Raw genomic sequence first — 25,773 nt, 5'->3', positions numbered from 1 at the left:
GGCCTTGGCCAAGCCTTCCGGCCCCAAAGAATTCTTCGCATCCAACGACTGCGGCGTCTCGATCAACCCCGGAATCACCGCATTGCAACGAATCCCCAACGCCGCCAACTCCACCGCCAGCGAACGGCACAACCCCGGCACGCCGGCTTTTGCCGCCGCGTAATGGCTGTGTTCCTGCCAGCCATACACACCGCCGGCAATCGATGAAATCGCCACCAGCGCGCCGCCCTCTTTCATGTGCCGGCTTGCAGCGCGGAAGGTGCGCATCACTCCCGTCAGGTCGATATTGAGCATCTCGTCCCACAGCTCATCGGTCATCTCCAGCAACGGCGCGCGGCGCAGCAAACCGGCGTTGGCCACGGCGTAATCGAGGCGGCCGAAGTGCTGCACGGCGGCCTCGGCCAGGGCGTTTACCGAGGCGCTATTGCCCACGTCCAGCGGCAACATCAGGCATTCGCCGCCGGCTTCTTTCACCAGGGCCACGGTGGTATGCGGGTCATGGGGATCGGCCGGGAAATACCCACCGACCACCGCCACGCCGCTGCGCGCATACGCCACGGCGAGGGCTTGGCCGATGCCGCTGGCGGCACCGGTAATCAAGGCAACTTTACGGCTCATCTAACACTCCTTACTGAACGGTTTCCGGACGCACATGGCGTGCGGCAAACATCAGCGCGCCGGATAAGAAGCACGGCAGCGCGCCGAACCACAGCGCGGCGGTCTGCCAGTCACTGCCGGCGGACAACACCTGGGTGGCGCCAAACCCTGCGACCACTGCACCAATCGGCCCCATGGCATGGATGATCGCGCCGCCGGTGGCGCGGATGCTGGTGGGGAAACTCTCGCTGATAAAGAACAACGCCGCCGAGTAAGGCCCGATCAGGAAGAACAGGCCCAGGCTGTAAAGCCCGACCACCATCGGCATGTTGCTTGGGCCAAACAGCATCCCGGCAAATGCCAGGCCACCGAGCATCCAGCCCAGGCCGATCACGTTGCGGCGGCCGATCTTGTCGCCCATCCAGCCGTGGGTCAGGTAACCGCAGTAGCCCACCAGGTTGGAGAGCACGAGGATGATCAGCGAATTCTCGAACGAAATATGGTGCACGCTGACGATCACCGAGGTGCCGAGCACGCTGAACACCTGGATGGCCGCCCAGTTGAGCAACAGCGCGGCGCCGATTACCAGCGTGGCGCGCCGGGCCGGGCCACGGAAGGCGGCTTTAAGGCCAGCCTTGCTGTGTTCGTCGTAGTCGACGCCGTAAGTCACAGCGACGTTTTGCGCTTCTTTTACCGCGCCGCTTTTACGCAGTTCGCTGATGCGCTGATGGATCTGGAACTGCGGGCTCTCCTTGAGCTTGCGCGCCATGATCGCGATCACGACGGCCGGGATCGCTGCAAAAATGAAACACCCCTGCCAGCCGATAATCGGCAGCAACAGCGCGGTCAACCCGGCAGCGATCAACGCGCCCACCGGCCAGCCGCCCTGCACCAGGCTGTAGATAAACCCGCGGCGCTTGGTCAGTCGTGGGTCTTCCGAGGCGCCATACAGCTCGCTCAGGTACGTGGCGTTGACGGTTTCCTCGGCATAGCCCAGGCCGCCCAGCGAACGAATCAGAATCAGCGGCGACTTGCCCCACGCACCGCCAATCGCGGTAAGTGCCGAGCACAGCGCGGAACCTGCCACGGTAAAAATAATGCCTTTGCGCCGGCCCAACTTGTCCACTACCGGGCCAATCGCAAAGGCGACCACCGCTGTGCCCACCGCCACCCATGTTGCAATTTCAGCTTGCTCCACTTCACCCCAGCCAAAATGCCGGCCGATCTCCGGCAGCAAGGTGCCGAAGAGGATGAAGTCATACACCGCAAACACCCAGGCGAAAAACGCGATCCAGGTGGCAAAGCGCACCTCTTGCGACGTCAGTTGCCGGGGTTTCCAGCCAGTCAGGTCAAGCTTATTGTAGATGGACATAAATCGCGCCTCGCAGGGTTGGGGCAAATGCCGACTAGCCAAGGTGGAACCTGAACCACAGGTAACGGATGACTCAGATCAGGTACGCGGTTGGCGGCGGATAAAATCGTCGGCAATTTCGTCAAAAGTGACAAAGCGCACGCCGGCATGGCTCTGGATGTGTTCGATCAGGCGCTCGAGCATCAACAGCACTTGCGGGCGGCCGGACACGTCGGGGTGGATGGTCATGGTGAACACCGCGTGTTCGTGTTCGCGGTAAACCCAGTCGAACTGGTCGCGCCACATCTCTTCCAGGTGGCGCGGGTTGACGAAGCCGTGGCTGTTGGGGGCTTTTTTGATGAACATCATCGGCGGCAGGTCGTCGAGGTACCAGTTGGCCGGGATTTCCACCAGGTCGGTTTCTTCGCCGCGCACCAAAGGTTTCATCCAGGTATCCGGGTGCTGGCTGTAATCGATCTTGGTCCAGCTGTCGCCCTTGCGCACGTAGTACGGATGGAAGTCGTTGTGCATCAGGCTGTGGTCGTACTTGATGCCTTTTTTCAGCAGCAACTCGTTAGTGACCTTGCTGAACTCCCACCAGGGCGCGACATAACCGGTCGGGCGCTTGCCGGTGACCTGGGTGATCAGCTCGATCGACTTATCGAGGACGATTTCTTCCTGCTCGGCGGTCATCGCGATCGGGTTTTCGTGGCTGTAGCCGTGCACGCCGATTTCGTGGCCGGCGTCGGCCACCGCTTTCATCTGCTCGGGGAAGGTTTCCATTGAGTGACCGGGAATAAACCAGGTGGTGCGCAGGCCGTAGCGTTCGAACAGTTTGAGCAGGCGCGGCGCGCCAATTTCACCTGCGAACAAGCCGCGGGAGATGTCGTCCGGCGAGTCTTCACCGCCGTAGGAGCCGAGCCAGCCGGCGACGGCGTCTACGTCGACGCCAAATGCACAGAGAATGTCTTTAGCCATGGTATGTCTCCTTAAAAATTCAGGGTGGTTTCGACCGACAGTGCGGCCCTGAGCAGACGTGCGTCTTCGCCGCTTGGGGCGCTGAGCAGCAGGCCGGTGGGTAAACCCAGGGCATCACGGCCGCTGGGCAGGCTGACGCCAGGCATGTCGAGCAAACTGCCGGGCATGGTCAGGCGCAGGGTGGCGAGGTTGGTTTTGACGAACAGCTCGTCATCGGCTTGCAGCGGTGCAAGGGCCGGGGCGACATGGGCGACGGTCGGGGTAATGAGAACGGCACCGTCGAGTTCATCGACCAGTTGGAGTTGCAAGCGGCGACGCGCGTCGATCAGGTGCAGTAATTGGCTGGCAGGCAATTCACGCGCGGCCTCCAGGCGGCGACGTACACGCGGGTCGAGTTGCTCGGCATCGCGACTGTCCAACAAGTTTTCGTGCAGGGCGAAGGCTTCGAATGAGCCGAGCCAGCCGTCCTGCTTGATCAGGTTGAGGGTGGCCTGGAAGGTGGCTGACGCGCGCACCTCGATCAGCGCACCGGCAGCCTTGAGCTGGTCCACCGCGCGCAGCAGGTTATTGCGCACGGCGGGCTCGATGTCTTCCAACGTGCCCTGCTCAAGGACGAAGTGCTGGCCCTTGAGGCTACGGGCGACGTGCTGTTGCGTGCGGCCGTTGAGCAGGTCGTCGATGGCCAGCGCATCGCGCACGCTGCGGGTCAGCGGGCCGAGGCTGTCGAGGGTGTGCGCCAGCGGGAATACGCCGTCGCGGCTGTAGCGCCGACAGCTGCTGCGGTAGCCCACCACACCATTGAGCGCCGCGGGGATGCGGATCGAGCCGGCGGTGTCGGTGCCCATGGCGATGGGCACGATCCCCGCCGCCACAGCGACCGCCGAGCCCGACGACGAGCCGCCGGGAATGCGCGGTTGATCGCTGCCATTGGGGTTATGGGGCGTGCCGAAATGCGGGTTCAGGCCCAGGCCGGAATACGCCAGTTCACTGAGATTGGTCTTGCCCAGGCTGACCATTCCGGCGCGGCACAACAGCCCGACACTGGGCGCATCGACCAAGGCCGGCGCAGCCTTGCGGCGATAGGCGGCGCCTGCGGTGGTGATGCTGCCGGCCACGTCGAACAAATCTTTCCAGGCCAGTGGCACGCCATCGAATGCGCTCAAAGGCTGCCCGGCACGCCAGCGCGCGGCGGCAGCCTCGGCCTCACGGCGTGCGCGCTCGGCGGTCAGGGAGATAAAGACACTGGGCGCCATGCTCGCGTGGACGAGTGCCTGCTCCAGTGCCTGCACCGGGTCGTTGCGACCGCTGGCGAACGCTTGGGCCATTGAGGTGGCGTCTGACATCAAGATGACCCTCACAAAACGTACATATTAATAAAATGTACGTTTTACAAAGGCAGATTTCGTGCCAGTCTCTTTGGACGTGTTGTGGTGTTCCTAAGCCATAACGTCAACACCAGCGGGATAGATGGTTTTTCAGGCTGCAAAAAATATCGGCGCACGTGCTGAGCCTGACTCGAATTGAAATAATGTATCTTTTATTAATAAATACATTTTGGTGCAAAAAGTAACGTTTCTCTCTTGGCGGCCCCAAAAAAGTGCCACCGCTGTAGCGCAGAGTGACAGGTGCATCTATGAGAGAATCCCCGACCACTTTCCTACACGCCCAAGAGAACACGATGAAAGCAGTGTCCGCCTCGGCCTCCCGTTACGCGATGATTCACCAACTGTTGCGTGATGCGATCGTTAACGGCACTGCGCGCCACGGGCTGGTGTTGCTGGAAGCGCCGCTGGCCGAGCTGTTCGGCACCAGCCGCGTTCCAGTCCGCAAGGCTTTGGACCTGCTGCATGACGAGGGCTTGATCTGCCGCTTCAATGGCCGAGGTTACTTGATCAACCCCAAAGGCCTGGTCATGGAGCCGCTGCGCTTGCCCCTGAGCCATGCGCACCTGGGCCTTGATGGCGAAGCTGAGTTGGTGGATACGCGGCCGCTGGGCGAACGGATCGTCGAGGAAATCGGCGCGGCGCTGTCCACATGTATCGCTTTTGGCCACTACCGCCTGGACGAGCAAGCCGCCGCTGACCACTACAGCGTCAGCCGCGCGGTGGTGCGTGAAGCGCTGATGCGCCTGCGCGACCGTGGCCTGGTGGAAAAAGAACCCTACTCCCAGTGGCTGGCCGGGCCGTTGACCGCGCGGGAAGTCACCGAAGACTACGAACTACGCGCCTGCCTGGAACCCGAAGCGCTGCGCCAGAGTGCGCCGAACCTGGACCGCGAGATGCTCGAAGCGATGTTGCAGCGCGTGCTGGATGCCCAGCAAAGCCCACACTGCAGCCTGGAAACCATCGAACAGATCGAAGAGGACTTGCACCAACGCTGCCTGGCCGGCCTGCAAAACCGCAAGATCGCCGCGCTGATCCGCCAGGGCCAAAGCCCGATGATCATCAGTCGTATTTTTTACCGTTTACTGGGAATCGGCGCAGATCCCGCCATGCTCGCCGAACATCGCTTGATTCTGGAGTTGTTGCTGCATGGGGCATTTGATGCGGCGGCGCTGAATTTGCGTGAGCACTTGCAGCGGGCGCGACAGCGGATGTTGCAGCGCCTGAAGGTGCTGTCGGTGTTACCGGAGCAGCCGCTGCCGGCTTACCTGCACAAAATCAGCTGACGCCACTCGGTCTGACATGTGGGAGCTGGCTTGCCTGCGATGGCGGTGTATCAGTCACCCGATGTATCAACTGGCACACCGCTATCGCAGGCAAGCCAGCTCCCACATGGACTCAGCGTCGTTTTAGAAATTTCATGCAATATGTTGCTATCTCACGCCCACCATTGAAACCACCGCTACCCCGCCCCATCTAACCTGCATACTTCCTTATGCAGGTGCCCCATGAGCGACCAGCAAGAATTCCCGGACATCGACCTGAACGATTACGCCGACCCCGAAAACGCTGAGCACGAAACCTCGTCCAACACCGGCCTGGCCCTGCCTGGGCAAAACCTGCCGGACAAGGTCTATATCATCCCGATCCACAACCGGCCGTTCTTCCCGGCGCAGGTATTGCCGGTCATCGTCAACGAAGATCCGTGGGCCGAAACCCTGGAGCTGGTGAGCAAATCCGACCACCACTCGCTTGCGCTGTTTTTCATGGACACACCACCCGAAGACCCGCGCCACTTCGACACCTCCAGCCTGCCGCTGTACGGCACGCTGGTGAAGGTGCACCACGCCAGCCGCGAGAACGGCAAGCTGCAGTTCGTCGCCCAGGGCCTGACCCGCGTGCGCATCAAGACCTGGCTCAAGCACCATCGCCCGCCATACCTGGTGGAAGTCGAATACCCGCACCAGCCCACCCAGCCGACCGACGAGGTCAAGGCCTACGGCATGGCGTTGATCAATGCGATCAAGGAACTGCTGCCACTCAACCCGCTGTACAGCGAAGAGTTGAAGAACTACCTCAATCGCTTCAGCCCCAACGACCCGTCGCCGCTCACCGACTTCGCCGCCGCGTTGACCTCGGCAACCGGTAACGAGTTGCAGGAAGTGCTGGACTGCGTCCCCATGCTCAAGCGCATGGAAAAAGTATTGCCAATGCTGCGCAAGGAAGTTGAAGTCGCGCGCCTGCAGAAGGAAATCTCCGCCGAGGTAAACCGCAAGATCGGTGAGCATCAGCGCGAGTTCTTCCTCAAGGAACAACTCAAGGTCATCCAGCAAGAGCTGGGCTTGACCAAGGATGACCGCAGCGCCGACGTCGAACAGTTCGAGCAACGCCTGGTGGGCAAAGTGCTGCCGGCCCAGGCGCAAAAACGCATCGGCGAAGAGATGAACAAGCTGTCGATCCTGGAAACCGGTTCGCCGGAATACGCGGTCACACGCAACTACCTGGACTGGGCCACTTCCGTGCCGTGGGGCGTATATGGCGAGGACAAGCTCGACCTGAAACACGCGCGCAAAGTGCTGGATAAGCACCATGCAGGCCTGGACGACATCAAAAGTCGCATCCTCGAATTCCTCGCGGTCGGTGCTTACAAAGGCGAAGTCGCCGGTTCCATCGTGCTGCTGGTCGGCCCGCCGGGCGTGGGCAAGACCAGTGTGGGTAAATCCATCGCCGAGTCCCTGGGCCGGCCGTTCTATCGGTTCAGCGTAGGCGGCATGCGCGACGAGGCCGAGATCAAGGGCCATCGCCGCACCTACATCGGCGCCCTGCCGGGCAAGCTGGTGCAGGCGCTTAAAGATGTGGAAGTGATGAACCCGGTGATCATGCTCGACGAGATCGACAAGATGGGCCAGAGCTTCCAGGGCGACCCGGCGTCTGCGCTGCTGGAAACCCTCGACCCTGAGCAGAACGTCGAATTCCTCGATCACTACCTGGACCTGCGCCTGGACCTGTCCAAAGTGCTGTTCGTGTGTACCGCCAACACCCTGGACTCGATCCCCGGCCCGTTGCTGGACCGTATGGAAGTGATTCGCCTGTCGGGCTATATCACCGAAGAAAAAGTCGCCATCGCCAAGCGTCACCTGTGGCCCAAGCAGCTGGAAAAAGCCGGCGTGGCGAAAACCAGCCTGAGCATCAGCGACGGCGCCCTGCGTGCGTTGATCGACGGTTATGCGCGGGAAGCCGGGGTGCGCCAGTTGGAGAAACAGCTGGGCAAACTGGTGCGCAAGGCGGTGGTCAAGTTGCTGGATGAGCCGAACTCGGTGATCAAGATCGGCAACAAGGACCTGGAAAGCTCATTGGGCATGCCGGTGTTCCGCAACGAGCAAGTGCTGTCGGGCACTGGTGTGATCACTGGCCTGGCCTGGACCAGCATGGGCGGCGCGACCTTGCCGATTGAGGCGACGCGCATCCACACGCTCAATCGCGGCTTCAAACTCACCGGGCAGTTGGGTGAAGTGATGAAAGAGTCCGCCGAGATCGCCTACAGCTACATCAGCTCGAACCTGAAGTCGTTTGGCGGCGATCCGAAGTTCTTCGATGAAGCCTTTGTACACCTGCACGTGCCGGAAGGCGCCACACCCAAAGACGGCCCGAGCGCGGGTGTCACCATGGCCAGTGCGCTGCTGTCGCTGGCACGCAACCAGCCGCCGAAAAAAGGCGTGGCCATGACCGGCGAGCTGACGTTGACCGGGCATGTGCTGCCGATTGGCGGCGTGCGCGAGAAGGTGATTGCGGCGCGCCGCCAGAAGATTCACGAGCTGATCTTGCCGGAGCCGAATCGCGGGAGCTTTGAGGAGTTGCCGGAGTACCTGAAGGAAGGCATGACGGTACACTTTGCCAAGCGCTTTGCGGATGTGGCGAAGGTGCTCTTCTAAATTTCACTCCAACCCTGTGGCAAGGGAGCTTGCTCCCTCGCCACAAAGGTTTCTGTCACTGTCTGCTTGTCACACCTTGTCTCATCTTCGGTTATGCTCGCCCTTCGTCGCCACACAACGGAGCCTCCATGACCGCTGCCCGCCTGCTTCTCCCCTTGAGCCTTGCCCTGCTGGCCGGATGCGCCAGTGCCCCCAAGCAAAACGTCACAGTGGACAACCAGAGCGCCTGCCCGCTGCAGCTTAAAACCGGACAAAACCTGATCCTCACCCTGCCGAGCAACCCCACCACCGGCTACCGCTGGGCCATCCAGGATTCCGCCGGCGGTGTGCTGCGCGCCTTGAGCCCAGAGGTCTACAGCAGCGCGGAATCCGGTGTGATCGGCGGCGGTGGCCACTCCACCTGGCGCTTCCAGGCCTTCGCGGCCGGCCAGGGCCGTTTGCGCCTGACATCCCAGCAACCCTGGGAGCCGGAAGCCGAACCGGCCGAAACCTTCGACTGCGCCATTACGGTGAACTGATATGCCATGGCTGATCCTTGCGCTGATGGGCGCCGGCACCTTTATCTACGGCCTGACCACCCACGCCACCTTGTTGTGCCTGCTGGTCAAACCACTGCCGGTGCTGGCACTGCTGGGCTGGCTGCATGATGCGCCGCCCACTGACTATCGACGCTGGATCAGCCTGGGGCTGATTTTTTCCCTGGTCGGTGATGTGCTGCTCGCTTGGCCGGGCGACCTGTTTATCTTTGGCCTCGGCGCGTTCCTGTTTGCGCACCTGGCGTATCTGAAAGCCTATTTCAGCGATTGCCGCCGCCTGGCGGTGTTGCCATTGGTATTGGCGCTGGGTGTGGGGGCAATCCTGCTGAGTATTTTGATTTCCCACGGCCTCGGCGACTTGCTGATTCCAGTGGTGGTTTACGCCCTGGTGATCAGTGCCATGCTTTGGCGTGCGCTCGCACGGCTGGGCAGTGAAGTGCCCAAACGCTCGGCATGGCTTGCGGCAGCGGGGGCGGTGTCGTTTGTGTTTTCCGACACGCTGATCGGCATCAACCGGTTTGTGTTGGCCTTCGATGCGGCACCGTATTTGCTGATCACCACCTATTGGCTGGGTCAGTGGGGTATTACCGCTTCGGCTTTCCATCAGACAACCCGCGCACATGAGGGCCAACTTGGCTAAAATGCCGGCCTTTCCCCCCTCGTCGCCGGAACAACCGTGAGCAAAGAACCCGATCGCCTATTCGCCCAGCCCCTGCCCCAGGTGCCGGACTTCGCCTTTAACGAGGACGTGGTGCGGGTGTTCCCGGACATGATCAAGCGCTCGGTGCCGGGTTACCCGACCATCGTCGAGAACCTCGGCGTGCTTGCGGCGCAATTTGCCCAGCCGGGCAGCGTGCTCTACGACCTCGGTTCGTCCCTAGGCGCTGTGACCCAAGCCTTGCGTCGCCACGTGCGCACCGACGGCTGCCGGGTGATTGCAGTGGATAACTCCGCCGCCATGGTCGAGCGCTGCCGCGAATACCTCAACGGTCAGGACTCGATGTTCCAGGAGTTGCTGCCGGTTGAGGTGATTGAGGGCGACATTCTCGCGCTGCAATTTAAGCCTGCTTCGGTGGTGGCGTTGAACTTCACCCTGCAATTTATCGCGCCTGACCAACGCCTGGCGTTACTCGGGCGTATCCGCCAGTCGCTGCTGCCAGGCGGGGCGCTGATCCTTTCGGAAAAGCTGCGTTTCAACGATCCCGAAGAACACGCGCTGCTCACCGACCTGCATATCGCGTTCAAACGCGCCAACGGCTACAGCGAACTGGAAATTGCCCAGAAGCGCAGCGCCATCGAAAACGTCATGAAACCCGACAGCCTCGAAGAACACCGCGAACGCCTGCTGGCGGCCGGGTTCTCGAAAGTCGTGCCGTGGTTCCAGTGTCTTAACTTTGCCTCGTTGATTGCCTTGCCATGATTGATTTGTCCCCCCTCGCCCGCCACTTGGTCGGTACTCCTCTGGCCGTATGGGCCCAGGGCCTGCAAGCGCAGCTCGACAGCAAAATGGAAAAGGGCCATGGCGACCTGGAGCGCTGGCAAAGTGCGCTGGACGCACTGCCGCAGATCCAGCCCAGCGAAGTCGATTTGCTCAATGGCCTGACGCTTGATACCGATTGCGACGACGCCACCCGCGCACAAATGCACACCGCCCTGATGGGCCTGAGTCCGTGGCGCAAAGGCCCGTTCAACCTGTTCGGCGTGCACGTGGACACCGAATGGCGTTCGGACTGGAAGTGGTCGCGGGTTGCACCCCACCTGGACTTGAAGGGCAAGCGCATCCTCGATGTGGGTTGCGGCAACGGCTATTACATGTGGCGCATGCTCGGCGCGGGGGCCGACAGCGTCATTGGCGTGGACCCGAACTGGCTGTTCTTCTGCCAGTTCCAGGCCGTGCAGCGCTACCTGAACGAGCCAAAGGCCTGGCACTTGCCGTTCCCGTTTGAAGACCTGCCGTCGAACCTGGAAGGCTTCGACACGGTGTTTTCCATGGGCGTGTTCTACCATCGTCGTTCGCCCATTGAGCACTTGCTGGCGCTCAAGGACACCTTGGTCAAAGGCGGCGAGTTGGTCCTGGAAACCCTGGTCGTCGAAGGCGATCAGCAGCAGGTGCTGGTGCCGGAAGACCGTTATGCGCAAATGCGCAACGTGTGGTTCCTGCCGTCGGTGCCGGCACTGATGCTGTGGCTGCGCCGCGCGGGTTTCAGTGAAGTGCGTTGTGTGGATGTGAGCGTGACCACGGTTGAAGAACAACGCGGCACCGAGTGGATGAAGTATCAGTCGCTGAGTGATTTCCTGGACCCGGATGATCACAGCAAGACCATCGAAGGGCTGCCGGCGCCGATGCGGGCGGTGATTATCGCCAAGAAATAAACACTGATGTCCCTGACTAAATGGGGATCAAAATGTGGGAGCTGGCTTGCCTGCGATGGCGGCCAGCCCGACAACTCATCAGTGACTGATGCACCGCTATCGCAGGCAAGCCAGCTCCCACATTGGCTCCTCGGTGTTCTTTAGAGTGTGGGCTTGGCTCTGCGGGCCTTGAAGAATTCACTCAGTACCGTGCCGCATTCCTCGGCCAACACCCCGCCTTCATACAGCACCCGATGGTTGAGAAAACCCTGGGTAAAAAACTGCCCCTGGCTTTGCACAATTCCGGCCTTGGGCTCCAGCGCGCCGTACACCACCCGCGCGATGCGCGAATGCACAATCAAACCAGCGCACATGCTGCACGGTTCCAGTGTCACGTACAGCGTGCTGCCCACCAGCCGGTAGTTGCTGATCGCCTGCGCAGCGGCGCGAATGGCGACCATCTCGGCATGGGCGCTGGGGTCGTTGCCGCTGATCGGGCAGTTAAAGCCACGGCCGATGATTTCACCGCCTTGCACCAGCACCGCGCCCACGGGCACTTCGCCAAGTGCCGCGCCCTGGGCGGCAAGGGCCAGGGCTTCGCGCATGAAGTGCTGGTCGCGGCTGCGGTCGATAATCGCTGCGGGGCGAATCTGGCGCATCACGCCACCTCGATGGCGGCCATCAGGCCGGTTTCCATATGGTCGATCACGTGGCAGTGAAACATCCACACGCCTGGGTTATCGGCCACCAACGCCACGCGCGCACGCTCGTTCTTGCCCAGCAGGTAGGTGTCGGTGAAATACGGAATCACCTTGTGGCGGTTCGAGGCGATCACCTTGAAGCTCATGCCGTGCAGGTGAATCGGGTGCTGGTACTGGGTCATGTTCTTCAATTCAAAAATATAGCTCTTGCCCTTCTCAAGCCTGGCAATCGGGCGGTCGGCGCAGGTCTTGTCGGTGATGTCCCAGGCCTTGCCGTTGATCTGCCACAGGCTCGGCGGTTTGCCGTCATCCACCGACACGCTGCCGACCCACTCGAAATTGAAGTTGAGTTTCTCGGCATTGGCCAGGTCCGGCTCGGCAATCGGGTTGGCGGGCAGTGCTGGCGGCCATTCGCTCGGCGCGTCGGTATTGGCGACTGAACGGAAAGTGCCGAGACGCACCGGGCCGTTACGGATCGACAGCTCTTGACCCGCCGGTGGCGCCTTGATCGCCAGGCAAATGCGCATGCCCGGGCCCAGCCAGTATTCCTTGCCCAACGGGCGCGGCTCGATGGGGTTGCCATCCAGTGCGTAGATCTGCGCTTCAACGTCGGGGATGTTGAGGCGGTACGTCAGGGTGTTGTCGAGGTTGAGCAAGCGCACGCGGGTGATCTGCCCGGCAGACAGATCGATCACCGCCTGGGGCACGCCATTGATGGTCGACAGCCGCCCGGCCGTGCCACCACGCGCCGCTTCACGGGGCACGCTGAAGGCGACAAAGGCGCCCTCTTCGTCCACGTGCCAGCTTTTCAGGCTCAAGGTGCATTCGTGTTTGAAACCGGTGGGCTCGCGCTCTTCGACAATCAGCGGGCCGACCAGGCCACGGCCAAGTTCTTCGCTGCTGTTCACATGGGGGTGATACCAGTAGCTGCCGGCATCGGGCACGCGGAATTTGTAGTCGAAATATTCACCGGGCAGTACCGGCAGTTGCGAGACGTAGGGCACGCCGTCCATTTCCAGCGGCAGGCGGATGCCGTGCCAGTGAATGGTGGTGGCGACCGGCAGGTGGTTGATAAAACGTACCCGCAGCCACTCGCCTTGGCGCACACGCAACTCGGTGCCTGGCGCCGAGGGGCCGAACGCCCAGGCTTCGGTCTTGTGGCCGGGCACCAGTTCCACGTCCAACGGTGCGGCAATCAGCTCGTAATCGTGGCCCGCGTTGGCCTCGGCGACTTTCCCCAGCCAGTAGCGATAGGCGCCACCGGCACCGACGCCCACGACGGCCAGGCCTGCCAGGCCACCCAGGATTTGTCGACGGGAAAAGGATCGGGACACAACAACCTCACGTATCTGCCGCAGGCCAGAGGCCCGCAAAGGGCAGATACGATACACCTGCATCGGCTAAACAGTAAGGCTTCGCATTGCCGCATGGCGAAAACGCCGATGAAGACTCTGAAGATTTCCTGTGGGAGCTGGTTTGTGTGGGAGCCGGGCTTGCCCGCGATACAGGCGCCTCGGTTTTTCAGTTTTACCGAGGTGATGCTATCGCAGGCAAGCCAGCTCCCACACAAGCCCGCTCCACAGGAGATTTCCAGTGTCTGATCAGTGCTTGGCAGCCGCCAGAATCAGGGCTTTCATTTCGGCAACCGCGCCTTTGAAACCGACGAACAGCGCATGCGCCACCAGCGCATGGCCGATGTTCAGCTCGTTGATGCCCTTGATCGCGGCCACGGCTTCGACGTTGTGGTAGTGCAAGCCATGGCCGGCGTTGACGATCAGGCCTTCGGTGAGGCCGCACTTGACGCCGTCGATGATGCGCTGCAGTTCCTCAGCCACTTCGGTGGGCGTGGTGGCATCGGCGTAACGGCCAGTGTGCAGTTCGATCGCCGGCGCGCCGACGCGACGCGACGCTTCGATCTGGCGCTCGTCGGCGTCGATGAACAGTGACACTTCGCTGCCGATCTTCGACAGGCGCTCCACCGCCGCCTTGATCCGTGCTTCCTGGCCGGCCACGTCGAGGCCGCCTTCGGTGGTGAGTTCCTGGCGGGTTTCCGGCACCAGGCAGATATGCGCCGGGCGGATGCGCTCGGCGAACGCCATCATTTCTTCGGTGACGCCCATCTCGAAGTTCATGCGGGTTTGCAGCACGTCCTTGAGCACCAGTACATCGCGCTCCTGGATGTGGCGGCGGTCTTCGCGCAGGTGCACGGTGATGCCGTCGGCGCCCGCTTCTTCGGCGTCCAGCGCGGCCTTGACCGGGTCGGGGTAACGGGTGCCCCGGGCCTGGCGCAGGGTGGCGACGTGGTCGATGTTGACGCCAAGAAGAATGCGATTGCTGGTGGTCACGGAAGCGCTCCTGAAAAGGGAAAGAAACGCTGCACAGCATACACGGGCTTGTCAGGGCTTTCGAAACAACTCGCGACTGACCAGCGGGCGCCCGCCCAAATGCACGGCCAGCGCCTGGCGCATCAGGCGCTTGGCGGCGGACAAGGCACCAGGGGCGGTCCAGTCCGCTTCGCTCATGGCCAACAGCTCGGTGCCCTGGAACAGGCCCGGTTGCAGCAGGTATACGCGCTCAAGGCCGGCGTCGACTTGCAGGCGGTACATACCGTCGGCGGCGATGGGGTCGCCGTGCAGGTCGTTGCTCAGTTCGAAGCCGTAGCCCAAGTCATCGAGCAGGCGCCATTCGAAGGCGCGCAGCAGCGGCTCCAGCGGGCGACCTTCGGCCAGGGCCACCAGCGTGGCAGCGTAGTGATCGAAGACGGCGGGGTGCGGGTCTTCGGCGGGCAGCAGGCGGATCAACAGTTCGTTGAGGTAGAGGCCACTGAACAGCGCTTCGCCATTGAGCCAGGCCGAGGTGCCGACGCTTTCCAGGCGGCCGACGTTTTTCAGCTCGCCCTTGCCACGAAACTCTACGTCCAGCGCCACAAACGGCCGTGCCAACGTACCCGCTTTGCCCCGCGCACTGCGCAACACCGCGCGCAAGCGGCCTTGGGGCGTGAGGAAATCCACCAAAGCGCTGGTCTCGCGGTAGGCGCGGCTGTGCAGGACGTAGGCGAGTTGGCTGGGGGGTGGGGTTTGGGACATGAGACGGGGAATCTCTAAAGAAGGAGAGCGCTTTTGTGGCGAGGGAGCTTGCTCCCGCTGGGCTGCGAAGCAGCCCCTATACCAGCCATAGAGTTACGTCAGGTAAAACGCGCCGACCTTGTTGGGGCCGCTTCGCGGCCCAGCGGGAGCAAGCTCCCTCGCCACAACAAGCCCACCCGCCATCAGGCGGAGGGTTACAGGTCGCCGTAGCCCAGGGAACGCAGCGCGCGCTCATCATCGGACCAACCACCTTTAACCTTCACCCACAGGTTAAGCATGATCTTGGAATCAAACAGCAATTCCATATCCTTGCGCGCTTCGGTGCCGATGCGTTTGATGCGCTCGCCCTTGTCGCCAATGATGATTTTCTTCTGGCCGTCACGCTCTACAAGGATCAACGCGTGGATATGCAGGGTTTTGCCCTGCTGCTTGAACTCTTCGATTTCGACGGTGATCTGGTACGGCAGCTCGGCGCCCATCTGGCGCATGATTTTCTCGCGTACCAGTTCGGCGGCCAGGAAACGGCTGCTGCGGTCGGTGATCTGGTCTTCCGGGAAGAAGTGCTCGTTCTCCGGCAGGTGCTCGGCGATCACACGTTCCAGAGCGTCGAGGTTGTGGCCGTGCTGGGCCGAGATCGGGATGATCTGGGCGTTCGGCAGTTGCTCCTGCAGCCAGCTGAGGTGCGGCATCAGCTCAGCCTTGTCTTCGATACGGTCGGTCTTGTTCAGCGCGACGATCAACGGGCCAGTGACGTACTGCACGCGCTCCAGAACCATTTGGTCTTCGTCGGTCCACTTGGTGCGGTCGACCACGAAGATCACCACGTCGACGTCTTTCAACGCCGCCGAAGCGGTTTTGTTCATGTAGCGGTTCAGCGCCTTCTCGCCACCTTTGTGCATGCCTGGGGTGTCGACGTAGACCGCTTGCACATTGCCTTCGGTCTTGATGCCCAGCATGTTGTGGCGGGTGGTCTGCGGCTTGCGCGAGGTGATCGCCAGCTTCTGGCCGAGGATGTGGTTCAGCAGCGTGGACTTGCCCACGTTCGGGCGGCCGACGATGGCAACATAGCCACAGCGTGTTGCGGTTGAATCAGTCATGGCCATTCTCCACGCCCAGGGCAATCAGTGCTGCAGCGGCCGCTACCTGTTCGGCAATACGACGGCTCACACCCTGACCTCGGCTTTTTTCATTCAATAAGGTGATTTCACATTCCACGAAGAACACGCGGCAATGGGGTTCACCCTGGATATCCACCACTTCGTAACGTGGCAGTTCGCAACCACGCGACTGCAGGTATTCCTGCAGGCGGGTCTTGGGATCTTTGTTGGTGTCGACCAGCGTCAGGCTCTCGATCTCCGACGCCAGCCAGGCGACTACGCGCTCCTTGGCGGTCTCCATGCCTGCATCCAGGTAGATCGCACCGATCAACGCTTCGAGGGCATCGGCCAGGATCGACTCGCGGCGAAAGCCACCGCTTTTCAGCTCGCCGGACCCCAGGCGCAGGTACTCGCCCAGGCCGAAACCACGGGCCAGCACGGCCAGGGTCTCGCCTTTTACCAGGCGTGCACGCAGGCGTGACAGCTGGCCCTCGCGCGCTTGCGGGAAACGCTCGAACAGCGCCTCACCGGCGGCAAAGTTGAGGATGGCATCACCGAGGAATTCCAGGCGCTCGTTATTGCGCCCTGCAAAGCTGCGGTGTGTGAGGGCAAGGACCATCAATTCCTGGTCCTTGAAGGTGTAGCCGAGCTGGCGCTCGAGACGGCTTAGAGAAACGCTCACGGTTTACCCATTTCTGTTTGGTGGCACCGGCGGCCATCGACGATTGACGCAGTGTTCAAATTCAAATCCTGATTGGTACAGCAAGGAGTTGGGCCAATAATTGTCCCAACCCCAGAAAAGCATTCGGCGCTGTGTTCACAGCGCCGCCTGTATTACTTGATCAGCCCGACCCGCGAGAAGTTCGGCAGGTGGCTGAGCTTGGGTTCCGGCCAGCTCATCCAGACCGCAAAGGCCTTGCCGACAATGTTCTCGTCGGGAACCATGCCCAGCAGGTCCTTGGGGATATTAGGGTCATCCCAATACCGGCTGTCGTTGGAGTTGTCACGGTTGTCGCCCATCATGAAGTAGTGCCCGGCAGGCACTTTCCATTCGGTGTCGGGCGGCGAGCGGTAGCGGCTCATTTCCTTGCGGATCTGGTGCTCTACTGCGCCGAGTTTTTCCTGATACAGCTCAGCGCTGCCCAGGGTGTTCGGCTCGGTGCCGATCAACTTCTCGGCTACCGACTCACCATTGACGAACAGGCGCTTGTCGCTGGTGTAGCGAATCACGTCGCCCGGCAGGCCCACGACACGCTTGATGTAGTTGACGTTCGGGTCGCTTGGGTAGCGAAACACCATCACATCGCCGCGCTGCGGGTCACCGACCGGGATGACTTTCTTGTCGAGCACCGGCAGGCGGATCCCGTAGGAGAACTTGTTCACCAGGATGAAGTCGCCCACGTCCAGGGTAGGTTTCATCGACCCCGAAGGGATCTGAAACGGCTCCACCAGGAACGAACGCAGCACCAGCACGATGAACAACACCGGGAAGAACGACTTGCCGTATTCAACCAGCAAAGGCTCTTTGTTCAGTTTCTCGATTGCCACCGCATCGGGCTGGCTGACGCTGCCCTGATACGAGGCGATCGCCGCCCGCCGACGCGGGGCGAAGAACACCAGATCGAGCAACGCCAGGAGACCGCAAACGGCAACGGCGATGACCAGCAACAGCGGGAAATTTAGTGACATAGGACCTAACTATCCAACCTGAGCACTGCAAGGAAGGCTTCTTGTGGAATTTCCACGTTGCCCACTTGCTTCATGCGTTTCTTACCGGCCTTTTGCTTCTCAAGCAGCTTGCGCTTACGGCTTACGTCACCGCCGTAGCATTTGGCCAGTACGTTCTTTCTGAGTGCCTTGACGGAGGTCCGTGCAATGATCTGCCCGCCAATGGCGGCCTGGATCGCGACATCGAACATCTGGCGCGGAATCAGTTCTTTCATCTTTTCGGTCAACTGGCGACCTTTGTAGTGCGCGTTGTCCTTGTGCACGATCAGCGCCAGTGCATCCACCTTGTCGCCGTTGATCAGCACATCCAGTTTCACCAGATTAGCCGATTGGTAACGGTCGAAATGGTAATCCAGCGAAGCATAGCCGCGACTGGTGGATTTGAGACGGTCGAAGAAGTCCAGAACCACTTCGTTCATCGGCAAATCGTAGGTCACTTGCACCTGGGTACCGAGGAACAACATGTCGTGCTGCACGCCACGTTTTTCGATACACAGGGTAATAACGTTGCCCAAGTGCTCTTGCGGAACCAGGATATTGGCCCGCACGATCGGCTCGCGCATGTCTTCGATGGAGGACAGATCCGGAAGCTTGGACGGGTTGTCGACGTAAATCGTTTCACCGGTTTTCAGCGCCAGCTCAAAAATAACCGTCGGCGCCGTGGTGATCAGGTCCAGGTCGTATTCGCGCTCGAGGCGCTCCTGGATGATCTCCATGTGCAGCATGCCCAGGAACCCGCAGCGGAAGCCGAAGCCCAGGGCGTCGGAGCTTTCCGGGGTGTACTGCAACGACGAGTCGTTGAGGGTCAGCTTCTGCAGCGCTTCGCGGAAGTCTTCGAAGTCGTCGGAGCTGACCGGGAACAGGCCGGCGTAAACCTGCGGCTGGATGCGTTTGAAGCCCGGCAGCACGTCGACGTCAGGGGTGGAGCTCAAGGTCAGGGTGTCACCCACTGGCGCACCGTGAATGTCCTTGATACCGGCGATGATGAAGCCCACTTCACCGGCTTTGAGGTCGGTGGTGGCGGTGTGTTTCGGGTTGAATACACCGACGCTGTCCACCAGGTGGATCTTGCCGGTGGATTTGACCAGGATCTTGTCGCCCTTCTTCACACGGCCGTGGCGCACGCGTACCAGGGAAACAACGCCCAGGTAGTTGTCGAACCAGGAGTCGATGATCAACGCTTGCAGCGGATCTTCGTAGTTGCCGGTAGGCGCAGGAATGGTCTTGACCAGGCGTTCGAGCACTTCGTCAACGCCCAGGCCGGTCTTGGCGCTGCACTCGACGGCGTCGGTGGCGTCAATGCCGATGATTTTTTCGATTTCTTCTTTAACGCGGTCAGGATCGGCCTGGGGCAGGTCGATCTTGTTCAGTACCGGCATGACCTCAAGGCCCTGCTCGATCGCGGTGTAGCAGTTGGCCACGGACTGGGCTTCAACACCCTGGCCGGCATCGACCACCAGCAAGGCACCTTCACAGGCGGCCAGCGAACGGCTGACTTCGTAGGTGAAGTCAACGTGGCCAGGGGTGTCAATGAAGTTCAGCTGGTACTTGATACCGTCTTTTGCGGTGTAGTACAGGGTAACGCTGTGGGCCTTGATGGTGATGCCGCGCTCGCGCTCGAGGTCCATGGAGTCCAGGACCTGGGCTTCCATTTCACGCTCGGCAAGGCCGCCGCACATCTGGATGAATCGATCGGCCAGCGTCGACTTACCATGGTCAATGTGGGCGATGATGGAGAAATTGCGGATATGACTCAAATCACTCACGGATCAACACTCAAAAAGGCTGCAGGCAGATTGCCCGCTGAAAAATAGCCGGGAATTGTACCTGATGCTCGGGCCGGGCGTCATCTTTGCTGACCAGAACAAAAATGCCCCGGTCATATGAGCGGGGCATTTTTTGTGCATAAGCGCGGTATCAACCGGCCCGGCGCAACAGCCAGAACCCGGCCACAGCGCAGACCGCCGTCGGTACCAGCACCGCAAACAGCGGCGAGAAACCGAATACCAGGCTCGATGGGCCAAGCAGGTCCTGGGCGATGCGGAAGGTAAAGCCCACCAGCACGCCGGTAAACACACGCTGGCCAAGCGTTACCGAACGCAGCGGGCCGAAGATGAACGAAATAGCCATCAGCACCAACGCGGCGGTGACCAGCGGCTGCAACACCTTGACCCAAAATGCCAACCAGTAACGGCCATTGTTCAGGCCCTGATCCTTGAGGTAGTGGATGTAACTCCACAAACCGGAGATCGGCAGGCTTTCCGGGATCATGACCACGGTATTGAGCAGTTCCGGCTTCAGGGCAATGTCCCACTGTTCAGACGGCACATTGATCACTTCGGTGTAGGCCTTGATGCCCTGCCCCACATTACGGAAATACGTCGTGGTGACATCGTACAGCTCCCATTTCCCCTCGTCGTACTGCGCACGCTTGGAGAAACTGGAGGTCAGCATATGCCGCTCTTTGTCGAACGTATAACGCGTCACACCCACCAACAAACCGCCCGGTTGCACGGCGTTGATGTGAATAAACTCATCACCCTGGCGGTGCCACAGGCCGTGCTTGGCGCTCTGCGCATCCCCCGAACCCTGGGCCAGGGCACGATTGGCCTGGGCCGTGGCTTCAGTCGGTGGTGCTACGTACTCGCCGATCAGCACACTGCACGCCATCAGCAACAGCATGGGTTTCATGACGGCCCAGACGATGCGGCCGATGGAAACGCCCGCCGCTCGCATAATGGTCAATTCGCTGCTGCTGGCCAGGCTGCCCAGGCCGATCAGGCAGCCGATCAGCGCCGCCATCGGCATCATGTCGTAGAGGCGACGCGGCGCGGTCAGCGCCACGTAGCTCAATACGTGGGTGACGGTATAGGTGTCGGTGACGTTGCCCACTTCATCAATAAAGGCAAACAGGCACGCCAGGCCAAGGATGATGCCCAATACCGCCAGGATGGCGATCAGTACGCTGCTACCAATGTAGCGGTCGAGCTTAGCCACGAGCCAACTCCTTCAGGCCACGACGGCTCTTCATTTTCAAACGGATAGGTTCCCAGTAGAGCAGCCCCAGGCCGATCACCAGGAAGATCCCGTGCACCCACCACAGGCCCAGGGTTGGCGACAGCTTGCCCTTCTCCAGGGAGCCACGGGCGGAAATCAGGATGGTCAGGTAAGCCATGTACAAAAGGATCGCCGGCAACAGCTTGAGGAAGCGGCCCTGGCGCGGGTTGACGCGCGACAGCGGCACCGCCATCAACGTCACGATGAACACCAGCAGCGGCAGGGAGAGTCGCCATTGCAGCTCGGCAACGGAGCGCAGCTCGGGATTACCGATCAGCGATAGCGTCGGCAGTGCATCGCGGTCGGTGACCTCTTCACTGATGTCAGGCTTGGCCAGCATTACGCCATAAGTGTCGTATTTGACCGCCCGGTATTCCGCCAGCCCAGGGCTGCCGTCGTAGCGGTAGCCATTTTCCAGGATCAGGTAGCGGTTACCGTCAGGGCGTATTTCCTGGCGCCCGCTGTTGGCTACCAGAATCGAAATACCGCGGTCCTTCTGGTTCAGGCCGAGGTTTTTCTGCGAGATGAACACACCGCCAAGGTTAGAGCGGTCGTCGGTCATGGTTTCGGTATAGGTGACCCGCGTGCCGTCGTTGAGCGCCTGGAAGCGCCCGGGCTCCAGGGTATCGAACTCGGTCATCGCGTCCTGCTTGTTCAGCAGCAGCTGGAACTGCATGGCGCCCTGGGGCGCCAGGCTCATGCTCAACCAGGCCACCACCAGCGCAACGCCGGTGGCCGGCACCATGGTCATGGCCAGCAGACGCTGCTGGCTCATGCCGGTGGCCGAAAGCACGGTCATTTCACTTTCAAGGTAAAGCCGGCCATAGGCCAGCAGAATGCCGAGAAACAGGCCAAGCGGCAGGATCAGCTGCAAAAAACCCGGCAGGCGAAAGCCCATGATCAGGAACAACGAGCCCGGATCCAGGGCGCCCGAGGCCGCCTGGGCGAGGAATTTGACGAAACGACCACTCATGGTGATGACCAGCAATACCGCACTCACGGCACTCAGGGTCAACAGGACTTCGCGGGACAGATAACGGAAGACGATCAAACCAGACACTCCAGGGTTGTCAGGCTAAGGCGGCCAAACAAGCAAGCATACCGAGTCGACCCACATGCACGGGCCGGCTAAAAAGATTGCGCATTATCCTGTGATTGACCGCGCCTGTCACGGTGCTTGCTCATACGCACGCACAAAGCGTGCTGCAAGGGTTGTCAGGCTGCTCTGGCGAGGTTCAAACTGCGGCCTTTGTCGCGGGCGGTTTACAAAGCTGCCAAGCATCAAAGCCTGCGTACAGACGCCAGGCTCACAGACCTTAAATAAGGGACCCGAAAATGGAATTGGTTGTAAAAAGCGTTAGCCCCGAAACGTTGAAAACCGCCACCCTCGTGGTCGCCGTCGGCGAAGGGCGCAAGCTCGGCGCCGCCGCCAAGCAACTGGACGAACTGAGCGGCGGCGCCATCAGCGCGGTCCTCAAGCGCGGCGACCTGGCCGGCAAAGTCGGCCAAAGCCTGCTGCTGCAAAGCCTGCCCAACCTCAAAGCCGACCGTGTATTGCTGGTGGGCGTGGGCAAGGACGCCGAACTGGGCGACCGCCCGTTCCGCAAGATCATCAGCGGTATCCTCACCACTCTTAAAGGCCTGGGCGGCACCGATGCGGCGCTGGCCCTCGATGAAATCGTAGTAAAAGGCCGCGACAGCTACGGCAAGACCCGCCTGCTGGCCGAAAGCCTGGTGGACGGCGGTTACGTCTTCGACCAGTTCAAGAGCCAGAAGGCCGAACCGCGCGCCATCAAGAAAATCACCCTGCTGACCATCAAGGCGGCCCAGGCTGAAGTCGAGCGCGCCGTCACCCACGCCACCGCCATCGCCAACGGCATGTCGTTTACCCGTGACCTGGGCAACCTGCCGCCGAACATCTGCCACCCAACCTACCTCGGCGAACAAGCCAAGGCGCTGGGCAAGGAGTTCAAGGGCCTGAAGGTTGAAGTGCTGGACGAGAAGAAGATCAAGGAACTGGGCATGGGCTCGTTCTATGCCGTGGGCCAGGGCAGCGACCAGCCGCCACGCCTGATCGTGATGCAATACAACGGCGGCAAGAAGTCCGAGAAGCCTTACGCGCTGGTCGGCAAAGGCATCACCTTCGACACCGGCGGCATCAGCCTCAAGCCGGGCGCCGGCATGGACGAAATGAAATACGACATGGGCGGTGCCGCCAGCGTGTTCGGCACCCTGCGTGCCGTGCTGGAACTCAAGCTGCCGATCAACCTGGTGTGCATCCTGGCCTGCGCCGAGAACATGCCGAGCGGTGGTGCTGCACGCCCGGGTGACATCGTCACCACCATGAGCGGCCAGACTGTCGAGATCCTCAACACCGACGCCGAAGGCCGTCTGGTGCTGTGCGATGCCCTCACCTACGCCGAACGCTTCAAGCCACAGGCCGTGATCGACATTGCCACCCTGACCGGTGCCTGCGTGGTCGCCCTGGGCGCTCACACCTCGGGCCTGCTGGGTAACAACGACGAGTTGATCGAGCAACTGCTCAGCGCCGGCAAGGCTGCCGACGACCGCGCCTGGCAACTGCCGCTGTTCGACGAGTACCAGGAACAACTGGACAGCCCGTTCGCCGACATCGCCAACATCGGCGGCCCAAAAGCCGGCACCATCACCGCCGCCTGCTTCCTGTCGCGCTTCGCCAAGAACTTCAACTGGGCGCACCTGGACATCGCCGGCACGGCCTGGACCAGCGGCGGCAAGGACAAGGGCGCCAGTGGCCGTCCGGTTCCTCTGTTGACCCAGTACCTGCTGGATCGCGCCAAAGCCTGAAACTGAAGATTCCGGGGCGGCCTTCACGGCGCCCCGGTCTCAGGAACCGCAATGACCCAAGTCGACTTCTATATATTGCCCAGCGCCGATCCCTCTGCGCGCCTGGACTTTGCCTGCAAACTTACCGAAAAAGCCTGGCGCATGGGCCACCGCATCTACCTGCATTGCAGCGATGCCGCTCAGCGTGAAGACCTTGACGCCCGCCTGTGGCGCTTCAAGGGCGAAAGCTTCGTGCCCCACGGCCCCGCCGAGTCCGAACCCGACGGCCTGATTGTGCTGGGTTTGGGCGACAACTGCGGCGATCACCAAGACCTGCTGGTGAACCTCGACCTGAAAGTACCGGCCTTTGCCAAGGCTTTTGCCCGCGTAGCGGAAGTGGTGGTCGAAGACCCGGCTATTCGTCAGGCCGCGCGGGAGAGTTTCCGTTTCTACCGCGAACAGGGCTATCCTCTGCAAGATCACCGGCTACAACGACTTTGAGCACACGATGGACACTCCAAACCCGCTGAAAAAAGACGACCACTTGCTGGACGACCTGGAGTCGATCCGTCAATTGCTCGGTGATGATGAGTTGCAACCGCCGCTGCTGACCGAATCGGTCGAGGGCGAGGTACAGATTCCGCTGTTGTTCGACATGGTCGGTGGCAAACCTGCCGCACCTGAACCTGTCACACCAGCCCCCACTGCAGAACCGGCACCCGCCGCAGAAAAAGCCCCCGACGCGTTGCTGCTGCACCTGGACAATGAACTGCGTGCCGCCGCGCAACTGATCATGCAGGATGTGATCGACGACTTTGCCCCGCATATTGAAGCCGAGATCAAACGGCGGATGGATGCGCGCATGGAGCGGTTGCTCAGCCAATACCAGTCCTGAGCCAGGATGCCTGTCCAGAATGCCTATGTCGCGATGCGGTCGGTGCCAAGGAGGGCATGCATCCACTCACATCATGACATGACCACCTGTCGTAACTGGTATTTCTAACAGTAGATGCACCAGCGATTTTGGACAAAGCTCATCTGAAATTATTCCTTGTCGGAGATTTAGATGATGGGCGTTCCTACTCAATTTTATCCAATTACCGAATGGACACCTGCGCAATTCCCGATTTTCTTCGGCGAAGGAATTCCAGGCCAGCCCGTCACCATATGCCAATCAAATACCGGTCTAGTCGTTGCACAAACAACCGTCGATGGAAACGGCAATTGGCTGACCCAATCCCACGTAGCACTACCTTTGGGCCCCTATTCAGTTACCGCCTATTACGACCTGAGCCAAGGGTATGCACCCAATCTTCCCTTTCACGTTGGCTCCCCTTCTCAAATAGCGGGAAATGGCCCCTCCCAGTCAGATAACTCCCCCGTTCTCACCAGCCTGACTATCGTTGACTCCCTTCGTCCATGGCTTACAGGGACGGCTCCACCGAATGCGACGGTCGTGATTGCCCATTCGGGTGGCAGCGTTTACTACGCTTCAGTGGGTGCGGACAGTAATGGCTATTGGGAAGCCACGCCGGCTACTGACCTTGTCGTTGATGCCAATAACTGGGTAGACCTTGCGTTGATCGCGAATGATGCCGAGGGCAACGCTTTATCGCCTTGGGTGGGTGTTCAGTTGACGGTTTTGTTGACAGGCAGCGCTGGCTCTGTGCTGCCACCTGGCAGCCCGCCTCGAATCACCAGTTCCACCACCGTAGACTCACTTCGACCACTCCTCACTGGCAAAGCACCGGCCAATGCGAACGTTACGGTGTACCAGTACTACGGCGCGCAACTGGGCAAAACCTTCGCAGACGCTAACGGCGACTGGTCAATGCCATTAACTCTGGATCTCACCGTTGACCCGAGCACTAAACAATCGCGGATTTCGCTTGGGCTGCTCGACGCCAATGGACAGCCTGGCAGTTGGGCGGAGGATGTGTTTTTGACGGTGAATCTTGCCTCGGGTGGCTCTGCCCTGCCGCCAGGCAGCCCACCCAAACTCACCAGCTCCAGCACTGTCACTTCGCTGCTCCCCACGCTGCAAGGCAAAGCACCGGCCAATGCGAACGTTACGGTGTACCAGTACTACGGCGCGCAACTGGGCAAAACCTTCGCAGACGCTAACGGCGACTGGTCAATGCCATTAACTCTGGATCTCACCGTTGACCCGA

Annotated in this window: 24 protein-coding genes; 10 read left to right on the top strand and 14 right to left on the bottom strand. The window is 60.9% G+C overall.

Annotation, left to right across the window (positions count from 1 at the left end):
• From GIW28_RS26940 to GIW28_RS26925, 4 genes are all read right to left on the bottom strand, one after another.
• Positions 1-618 (bottom strand): SDR family NAD(P)-dependent oxidoreductase (locus GIW28_RS26940; protein ID WP_236490438.1); only part of this gene is annotated, 618 nt, incomplete at its 3' end.
• Positions 619-628: 10 nt separating this feature from the next.
• The gene (locus GIW28_RS26935) at positions 629-1,969 is read right to left on the bottom strand and encodes an MFS transporter (RefSeq protein ID WP_065912690.1); all 1,341 of its coding nucleotides are present in this window, start codon (positions 1,967-1,969) and stop codon (positions 629-631) included.
• A 78-nt stretch (positions 1,970-2,047) separates the two neighbouring features.
• Positions 2,048-2,926: a polysaccharide deacetylase family protein gene (locus GIW28_RS26930; RefSeq protein ID WP_003234086.1), complete on the bottom strand. Its 879-nt coding sequence runs from the start codon at positions 2,924-2,926 to the stop codon at positions 2,048-2,050.
• Between the two features lie 11 nt (positions 2,927-2,937).
• Complete coding sequence (locus GIW28_RS26925) at positions 2,938-4,269, bottom strand: amidase (protein ID WP_138453977.1); 1,332 nt, start codon at positions 4,267-4,269, stop codon at positions 2,938-2,940.
• Positions 4,270-4,604: 335 nt separating this feature from the next.
• On the opposite strand from GIW28_RS26925, the gene GIW28_RS26920 reads away from it, so the two are divergent.
• From GIW28_RS26920 to cmoB, 6 genes are all read left to right on the top strand, one after another.
• Positions 4,605-5,594, top strand: coding sequence for a GntR family transcriptional regulator (locus tag GIW28_RS26920; RefSeq protein WP_017136306.1), 990 nt, complete (start codon positions 4,605-4,607; stop codon positions 5,592-5,594).
• Between the two features lie 222 nt (positions 5,595-5,816).
• Positions 5,817-8,240, top strand: a complete 2,424-nt coding sequence (gene lon / locus GIW28_RS26915; protein ID WP_017136305.1) for an endopeptidase La — start codon at positions 5,817-5,819, stop codon at positions 8,238-8,240.
• A 128-nt stretch (positions 8,241-8,368) separates the two neighbouring features.
• Positions 8,369-8,758, top strand: a complete 390-nt coding sequence (locus GIW28_RS26910) for a protease inhibitor I42 family protein (protein ID WP_017136304.1) — start codon at positions 8,369-8,371, stop codon at positions 8,756-8,758.
• A 1-nt stretch (position 8,759) separates the two neighbouring features.
• The gene (locus GIW28_RS26905; RefSeq protein ID WP_099548485.1) at positions 8,760-9,416 is read left to right on the top strand and encodes a lysoplasmalogenase; all 657 of its coding nucleotides are present in this window, start codon (positions 8,760-8,762) and stop codon (positions 9,414-9,416) included.
• Between the two features lie 36 nt (positions 9,417-9,452).
• Positions 9,453-10,196, top strand: a complete 744-nt coding sequence (gene cmoA, locus GIW28_RS26900; protein WP_017136302.1) for a carboxy-S-adenosyl-L-methionine synthase CmoA — start codon at positions 9,453-9,455, stop codon at positions 10,194-10,196.
• Positions 10,193-11,149: a tRNA 5-methoxyuridine(34)/uridine 5-oxyacetic acid(34) synthase CmoB gene (gene cmoB, locus GIW28_RS26895; protein ID WP_236447623.1), complete on the top strand. Its 957-nt coding sequence runs from the start codon at positions 10,193-10,195 to the stop codon at positions 11,147-11,149. The genes cmoA and cmoB overlap by 4 nt, the downstream gene beginning before the upstream one ends.
• Positions 11,150-11,289: 140 nt before the next feature.
• Here cmoB and tadA read toward each other — a convergent pair whose 3' ends face one another.
• The 10 genes from tadA to lptF all read right to left on the bottom strand — a co-directional run bounded on the left by tadA (position 11,290) and on the right by lptF (position 21,848).
• Entirely contained in the window at positions 11,290-11,787 is a 498-nt protein-coding gene (tadA, locus tag GIW28_RS26890) for a tRNA adenosine(34) deaminase TadA (RefSeq protein WP_017136300.1), read from the bottom strand.
• Positions 11,787-13,163, bottom strand: coding sequence for a multicopper oxidase family protein (locus GIW28_RS26885; RefSeq protein WP_236490437.1), 1,377 nt, complete (start codon positions 13,161-13,163; stop codon positions 11,787-11,789). Before GIW28_RS26885 ends, tadA begins: the two co-directional genes overlap by 1 nt.
• Positions 13,164-13,430: 267 nt before the next feature.
• Positions 13,431-14,174 carry a pyridoxine 5'-phosphate synthase gene (pdxJ, locus tag GIW28_RS26880; RefSeq protein WP_236447624.1) on the bottom strand — a complete coding sequence of 248 codons (744 nt, stop codon included), beginning with the start codon at positions 14,172-14,174 and terminating at the stop codon, positions 13,431-13,433.
• Between the two features lie 51 nt (positions 14,175-14,225).
• A complete protein-coding gene (gene recO / locus GIW28_RS26875) occupies positions 14,226-14,915 on the bottom strand; it encodes a DNA repair protein RecO (protein WP_017136296.1) in 690 nt (229 codons plus the stop codon).
• 194 nt (positions 14,916-15,109) lie between these two features.
• A complete protein-coding gene (gene era, locus GIW28_RS26870) occupies positions 15,110-16,012 on the bottom strand; it encodes a GTPase Era (RefSeq protein ID WP_016978271.1) in 903 nt (300 codons plus the stop codon).
• The gene (gene rnc, locus GIW28_RS26865) at positions 16,005-16,694 is read right to left on the bottom strand and encodes a ribonuclease III (RefSeq protein WP_017136295.1); all 690 of its coding nucleotides are present in this window, start codon (positions 16,692-16,694) and stop codon (positions 16,005-16,007) included. The genes era and rnc overlap by 8 nt, the downstream gene beginning before the upstream one ends.
• Before the next feature lie 152 nt (positions 16,695-16,846).
• Positions 16,847-17,701: a signal peptidase I gene (lepB, locus tag GIW28_RS26860; protein ID WP_017136294.1), complete on the bottom strand. Its 855-nt coding sequence runs from the start codon at positions 17,699-17,701 to the stop codon at positions 16,847-16,849.
• Between the two features lie 5 nt (positions 17,702-17,706).
• A complete protein-coding gene (gene lepA / locus GIW28_RS26855; protein ID WP_003210439.1) occupies positions 17,707-19,506 on the bottom strand; it encodes a translation elongation factor 4 in 1,800 nt (599 codons plus the stop codon).
• Between the two features lie 151 nt (positions 19,507-19,657).
• The gene (lptG, locus tag GIW28_RS26850; protein ID WP_017136293.1) at positions 19,658-20,737 is read right to left on the bottom strand and encodes an LPS export ABC transporter permease LptG; all 1,080 of its coding nucleotides are present in this window, start codon (positions 20,735-20,737) and stop codon (positions 19,658-19,660) included.
• Positions 20,730-21,848 (bottom strand): LPS export ABC transporter permease LptF, encoded by a 1,119-nt coding sequence (lptF, locus tag GIW28_RS26845; RefSeq protein ID WP_017136292.1) that lies wholly within the window; start codon positions 21,846-21,848, stop codon positions 20,730-20,732. The genes lptG and lptF overlap by 8 nt, the downstream gene beginning before the upstream one ends.
• Before the next feature lie 284 nt (positions 21,849-22,132).
• Between lptF and GIW28_RS26840 the strand changes: the two genes are divergently transcribed.
• From GIW28_RS26840 to GIW28_RS26825, 4 genes are all read left to right on the top strand, one after another.
• The gene (locus GIW28_RS26840) at positions 22,133-23,623 is read left to right on the top strand and encodes a leucyl aminopeptidase (protein WP_017136291.1); all 1,491 of its coding nucleotides are present in this window, start codon (positions 22,133-22,135) and stop codon (positions 23,621-23,623) included.
• Between the two features lie 51 nt (positions 23,624-23,674).
• Positions 23,675-24,103 carry a DNA polymerase III subunit chi gene (locus GIW28_RS26835; protein ID WP_236447814.1) on the top strand — a complete coding sequence of 143 codons (429 nt, stop codon included), beginning with the start codon at positions 23,675-23,677 and terminating at the stop codon, positions 24,101-24,103.
• A gap of 7 nt (positions 24,104-24,110) precedes the next feature.
• Complete coding sequence (locus GIW28_RS26830) at positions 24,111-24,497, top strand: hypothetical protein (RefSeq protein WP_017136289.1); 387 nt, start codon at positions 24,111-24,113, stop codon at positions 24,495-24,497.
• A 171-nt stretch (positions 24,498-24,668) separates the two neighbouring features.
• Positions 24,669-25,773, top strand: a 1,105-nt coding sequence (locus GIW28_RS26825) for a hypothetical protein (RefSeq protein WP_236447813.1), incomplete at its 3' end; no start/stop codon positions are given.

This window comes from Pseudomonas sp. PA-5-4B (genome assembly GCF_021606215.1).
In the GTDB taxonomy this organism is placed as follows: Bacteria; Pseudomonadota; Gammaproteobacteria; order Pseudomonadales; family Pseudomonadaceae; genus Aquipseudomonas; species Aquipseudomonas edaphica.
Note: the sequence above shows the minus strand (reverse complement) of the source record. Positions and strands in the feature narration are given on the sequence as shown.

Bases quoted from the DNA above. Each gene is read 5' to 3' on its own strand.
- GIW28_RS26935 (WP_065912690.1), bottom strand. From the start codon at position 1,969: ATGTCCATCTACAATAAGCTTGACCTGACTGGCTGGAAACCCCGGCAA.
- GIW28_RS26930 (WP_003234086.1), bottom strand. From the start codon at position 2,926: ATGGCTAAAGACATTCTCTGTGCATTTGGCGTCGACGTAGACGCCGTC.
- GIW28_RS26925 (WP_138453977.1), bottom strand. From the start codon at position 4,269: ATGTCAGACGCCACCTCAATGGCCCAAGCGTTCGCCAGCGGTCGCAAC.
- GIW28_RS26920 (WP_017136306.1), top strand. From the start codon at position 4,605: ATGAAAGCAGTGTCCGCCTCGGCCTCCCGTTACGCGATGATTCACCAA.
- lon (WP_017136305.1), top strand. From the start codon at position 5,817: ATGAGCGACCAGCAAGAATTCCCGGACATCGACCTGAACGATTACGCC.
- GIW28_RS26910 (WP_017136304.1), top strand. From the start codon at position 8,369: ATGACCGCTGCCCGCCTGCTTCTCCCCTTGAGCCTTGCCCTGCTGGCC.
- GIW28_RS26905 (WP_099548485.1), top strand. From the start codon at position 8,760: ATGCCATGGCTGATCCTTGCGCTGATGGGCGCCGGCACCTTTATCTAC.
- cmoB (WP_236447623.1), top strand. From the start codon at position 10,193: ATGATTGATTTGTCCCCCCTCGCCCGCCACTTGGTCGGTACTCCTCTG.
- tadA (WP_017136300.1), bottom strand. From the start codon at position 11,787: ATGCGCCAGATTCGCCCCGCAGCGATTATCGACCGCAGCCGCGACCAG.
- recO (WP_017136296.1), bottom strand. From the start codon at position 14,915: ATGTCCCAAACCCCACCCCCCAGCCAACTCGCCTACGTCCTGCACAGC.
- era (WP_016978271.1), bottom strand. From the start codon at position 16,012: ATGACTGATTCAACCGCAACACGCTGTGGCTATGTTGCCATCGTCGGC.
- lepB (WP_017136294.1), bottom strand. From the start codon at position 17,701: ATGTCACTAAATTTCCCGCTGTTGCTGGTCATCGCCGTTGCCGTTTGC.
- GIW28_RS26840 (WP_017136291.1), top strand. From the start codon at position 22,133: ATGGAATTGGTTGTAAAAAGCGTTAGCCCCGAAACGTTGAAAACCGCC.
- GIW28_RS26835 (WP_236447814.1), top strand. From the start codon at position 23,675: ATGACCCAAGTCGACTTCTATATATTGCCCAGCGCCGATCCCTCTGCG.
- GIW28_RS26830 (WP_017136289.1), top strand. From the start codon at position 24,111: ATGGACACTCCAAACCCGCTGAAAAAAGACGACCACTTGCTGGACGAC.